We start from the raw sequence: 4,524 nt of genomic DNA, 5'->3' as shown, positions 1-4,524 counted from the left end.
ACTCATTGATGTAGGAGGGGTATATTACCGCGTGATTGGGGTGATGAAGAATGATGATATGGTGAGCCAACAGGCCGAGTCAGAAATCTTTGTACCTTATCCGAGCTTTACCCGTAATATTCAGGATACGCCCGATATTTCAGTCTTTGGCTTCTACCTAAGCGATGATGCTAAGATTTCGGTGATTGATTTTAAGACGAAAATATTCAATTACTTAGCACGCAGCCTACGTTTTGATGCTAATGATCCTAATGCTGTCTATATACAAACCTTAGAGGAACAAATATCCGATATCAATAGTATCTTCACTGGTATCAGTGTGTTTATTTGGATTGTGGGGGCTTGTTTCTTGATTAGTGGAATGGTCAGTGTAACCAATATCCTCTTTATCGTAGTCAAGGAGCGCACCAATGAGTTTGGTCTGCGTATGGCCATTGGGGCTACTCCTTACCATATTACTATACAAGTGCTCTTGGAAGCGCTGATTATCACCTTAGCATCGGGCTTGTTGGGTATGTTCTTAGGCGTAGGGGTACTCAAGCTCGTTAATATGGTATTGGCGGCTTCAGGGGGCATGGGACTGCTCAAAACAACCGAAATAGATATGGGTATAGCTCTCTTGGCGGTCTTTATTATGGTGCTTTCAGGTATTTTTGCAGGTACTTTCCCTGCCCGCAAAGCCGCTAAGATAGAACCAGTGGCCGCTATGCGCTATGAAAATAGAGGGTAATGACTAATGACTAATGACTAACGACTAACGACCAATGACTAGTGACTAATGCAAATCAGTAGTTATAGTCAAACAGAAATAGTTTGCGAAAAAATAGCATGAGCAGGTGTAGGGGCTAATGGCAATTAGCCCTTGAAAGAGAGTGAATTAGGAATGAATTCCTTGTCTTATTTATTCGTATTTTATTTGCATTCTAAATATGATTGACTATAAAATGATTAGATAGTTTTTTAGAAAAACAACAAGTTCTGCGGAAAGCTCGCTTTATTCTATGTCGTAATTTACAATTATTTCCCTCTATTCCAACAGTATACGTTTTCCTTATTAGATGCTTATCCTCTTTAAAAGTTATTTTAAAACTTTTCCTATCATCAGTTGCTATGGAATCATAGGTAATATCAAGTTCTTTAAGTTGCTTTCTTAACTTCTTGGCTGTTCTTAAATCTCTTTTACCTCATACATAAGCTATGATTTCTCCTGTCTCCCTATCATAAGCATAAATAAGCCACTGTTTATTTTCTTTTTTCTGAACATAAGTCCGAAATTCATCAACCTCAATATTATTATAGTGCTTCTTTTTAGGAACTATAGAATAATCAGATTTAGCTAAAACAGTAAGTACTTTCCTTATACTAACTTTTTCTATTTCAGATATATCTCTAATCCCTACACCTCTAACAAGCATAAGTTTGATTTTCTGATTAATACAGGAATGACAACCCTTATAAGTAAGATTATGATCTCCAATGAATTGACGAGCACATTTTTCATTTTTGCAATCCCATTCCATTTCCTCTCTATTAAATCTTTCCATCATTGTCTTACGGCTTCCGAGACAAAACTTCGTGTGCAGCGATTTGCTCATCAGCATTAGAAGCTGCCAACTCAAAAATTATATCACGGCTCTGTAAAGATATAATCAAGTCTTTCATTCTCTTCACCAAATGCTGCTCTATATCTTTTTGCGTACTCTTGTTTTGAAATCTGTTTTCCAGAAATTGCATCTATAAAATAATGTAGATCACAATTTCTCTCTGAACAAACTATCAGATGATCCTTTTCTCTTTTTTGTTTTTCTTTTTTTGCTAATTCTATATATTTCTCTTTTTTTGCTAATTCTATATATTTCTCTAAACATTTATCTTTTGGGTAACCATCTTTTATGATAGCAACCCACATATTCATTTTTTCTACATAATTTAATCGAAATCCAAAATAATTTGTTCCTCTAATATCAACAATTCTACCTTTTCCAGTTTTAAGGTTGATATGTCCTTTCTTTTCCAAGAATTGTAAAATATAAGGATATTTAATTTTCTTGAATTTCTTATCTTCATCTACAATTCTTTTAACGCCTTTTTTATTGTAATAAACAGATTTTCCGATAAGTACATTTTCTCCTATAAAATGCTTGATGCTTTTAATTTTTCCATTCGGATAATAATCTTTACGGCGTGTTATAAAAGAAGGGGAGGGCAAACTTTCCTCTATATATCCCCCTTCTTCTTTGTCAAAACTAATCTTATAAAGAATACAACCATCTGTTTTTAAATACTGATGTCTGTAAACATCAGCATTTTTTCCAAGATTCTTATATAATTCAAAATCAAACGTTTCATTTTTAGGTTGTGCTATTACATAGGAAGCATACAAATATAGTAATACTAAAAATACTCTCATAATTGCTCATTCTTTTTCTATTAAAAACCTATATACTAACAGCTGGATAATAAAAATCCTCCGTTGGGAAGAACTCCTTCTTTGTTTTCGAATCTTGGAGCTTAATGATATTTTTCTTGTCCTCATCTAAAAAAATCTTAAAAATTTGCTTTTCTTTCGTTTCATCATTTGTTAGTTCTACATTATCGCCAACAATTTTAACGGATTCAGAAATCCATGGATAATCCACTAAATCAAAATAATGCGTACGAGGGGTAAGGTTTTTATCCAATTTAGCTCCTTTTTCTACAGAGTAAATTACTTTCAGAGCAGAAATATCAGGTTGCTCTTTATAAGATCTAAATTCTTTATCCGACTGAAATTCAAGATAGATTTTATAAATCATCCTGTCTTCATTAGCGATAATAGAATCCTTTACTTCCATTCTCCATTGAAAAGCAAGCTTCCTATTATCTTCAAAAATCCTTCGGTAAGGAGATTTTTGCACTTTTTGTTTGGTAATTATTTCAGGTGGTGGAGGAATAGATTTTTTCTTCTTTTGTCCAAAAGCCACAAAATGAGCTGCCACCATGACAATTAAAAGTAATTTTTTCATATTAATTATATTTTATAAAGGTTTGTTTTTCAGCTAAATGATACCAAGCCAATCCTCCTGGTTCTGGCGTTCCCGTAGATGGCGCAATAGATGGATCAAAAGCATCCAAATCTATCGTAATATACACAACTGAGATATAAATCATAGTATCCACTCTGCTTTTACTTTTCTCACACTATTACTCTTTAAAGAATCTATTAAATAAAAGTCGTATCTCTATCCTTTCTATATAACTTTCTATATAAAATACCTTTTTTTTCATTATAATAAAAATAAAAAGTTTTTTGATTTTCTGGATTTTCCATCATTTGTAAGTGATAGATTAAAAGAGAATCTTGTTGGGAAACCCTTTCTATTTTCCACTCATATGGTGCCATAATATTCCAACCATCAATAAGCATTGAGTCAGTAAAAATAATTTTAGCCATATCATAATCGTCTTCAAGATATGGGTATATTGAGAGCCTCAATTCTCCATTCTCCTCTTTTTTATCTAAATAATAAAACTTTTTGTTCGCTAGTGGATTGTTTATTTTGGTATCAGATTCGATACTTAATGATTCATTTAGTGGATCTTTTTCAGTGTTATCATTAACAACGTTCTTACAGGACCATACCCATATTAAGAATAAACTAATAAGTAATAATTTCATATGTTGACTTTTATTTTGTTTTGCAAAGGTAAGGGTTTTTTATTTAAGGTTTATAGTCTTCCCAACCATATTTTCTATATTCAGGAGCAGGAGAAAATTCAGCTGCACCCCAATCTAAGTCTCCTGAGCAAGGGATGCGACAAATGCCCCAATTAGCTACTTTTTTAACTCCTGTCTTATAACTTGTCCAAGTCCCTACAAATTGGTTGTTTCTATAGTCATCTGAATATTCTTCAATATCATCAAATAAAAACACTCCTTTATTGTTAATATACCATCTTAATAAAACCTTTCCTTCAAAGATACCCGTAGCTGATAATTTTTTATCTTCTCTAAAATAATAATCAGCAATAATAATTCCTTGTGATTTTATTTTCCCCACCATATCATCCTCTAAACCTTTAGAATGCTCTGCAAAAAAATATACATGTTTGATTTTTATATCTCCTTCAAACAATCTTACATTTTTACCAACTTTTGTTTTCCCTTTTGCTATATAAAGACTATCATTTGTTGTTGATTTTTCTATTTTTAGAAAATTAATCTCTAATCTTCTTTTAATCTTTATATCAATAAACCCAATATAAGGAATAACCCCATAAGGAAAAGATGGTTTAGAGAGCATTGAACTTATATCAATGTTCCCTAAATCAAGTCTTCCTTTGCTATTAAAACCGCCATTTAAATAGCCCATCTCTTCCTTAATAAAATCTTCAAAATCACAATGTTCTTGTGCATTAGATATGGTATCAGATATGGTATCAGATTCGATACTTAATGATTCATTTTGTGGATCTTTTTCAGTGTTATTATTAACAACGTTCTTACAGGACCATACCCATATTAAGAATAAACTAATAAGTAAT

Annotated in this window: 5 protein-coding genes and 2 pseudogenes; 1 reads left to right on the top strand and 6 read right to left on the bottom strand. The window is 32.2% G+C overall.

Annotated elements, in window-relative coordinates; translation table 11 throughout:
* On the top strand, window positions 1–730 hold a 730-nt coding region (locus tag Q0625_RS06700; protein WP_298824879.1), incomplete at its 5' end, for an ABC transporter permease.
* Between the two features lie 193 nt (window positions 731–923).
* Here the strand turns inward: Q0625_RS06700 and Q0625_RS06695 are convergent.
* The 6 genes and pseudogenes from Q0625_RS06695 to Q0625_RS06670 all read right to left on the bottom strand — a co-directional run.
* Window positions 924–1,514: pseudogene (locus tag Q0625_RS06695) on the bottom strand (IS1 family transposase); the annotation flags it as partial.
* A gap of 113 nt (window positions 1,515–1,627) precedes the next feature.
* Window positions 1,628–2,410, bottom strand: coding sequence for a hypothetical protein (locus Q0625_RS06690; protein ID WP_298824877.1), 783 nt, complete (start codon window positions 2,408–2,410; stop codon window positions 1,628–1,630).
* 28 nt (window positions 2,411–2,438) lie between these two features.
* Window positions 2,439–3,005, bottom strand: a complete 567-nt coding sequence (locus Q0625_RS06685; RefSeq protein ID WP_298824875.1) for a hypothetical protein — start codon at window positions 3,003–3,005, stop codon at window positions 2,439–2,441.
* A 40-nt stretch (window positions 3,006–3,045) separates the two neighbouring features.
* Window positions 3,046–3,141, bottom strand: a pseudogene (locus Q0625_RS06680) (arginase family protein); the annotation flags it as partial.
* Between the two features lie 61 nt (window positions 3,142–3,202).
* Entirely contained in the window at window positions 3,203–3,658 is a 456-nt protein-coding gene (locus Q0625_RS06675) for a hypothetical protein (protein WP_298824873.1), read from the bottom strand.
* Between the two features lie 43 nt (window positions 3,659–3,701).
* Window positions 3,702–4,524, bottom strand: an 823-nt coding sequence (locus tag Q0625_RS06670; protein ID WP_298824871.1) for a hypothetical protein, incomplete at its 5' end; no start/stop codon positions are given.

Source organism: uncultured Capnocytophaga sp., assembly GCF_938029845.1.
In the GTDB taxonomy this organism is placed as follows: Bacteria; Bacteroidota; Bacteroidia; order Flavobacteriales; family Flavobacteriaceae; genus Capnocytophaga.
This window is presented reverse-complemented; position numbering and strand designations above follow the sequence as displayed.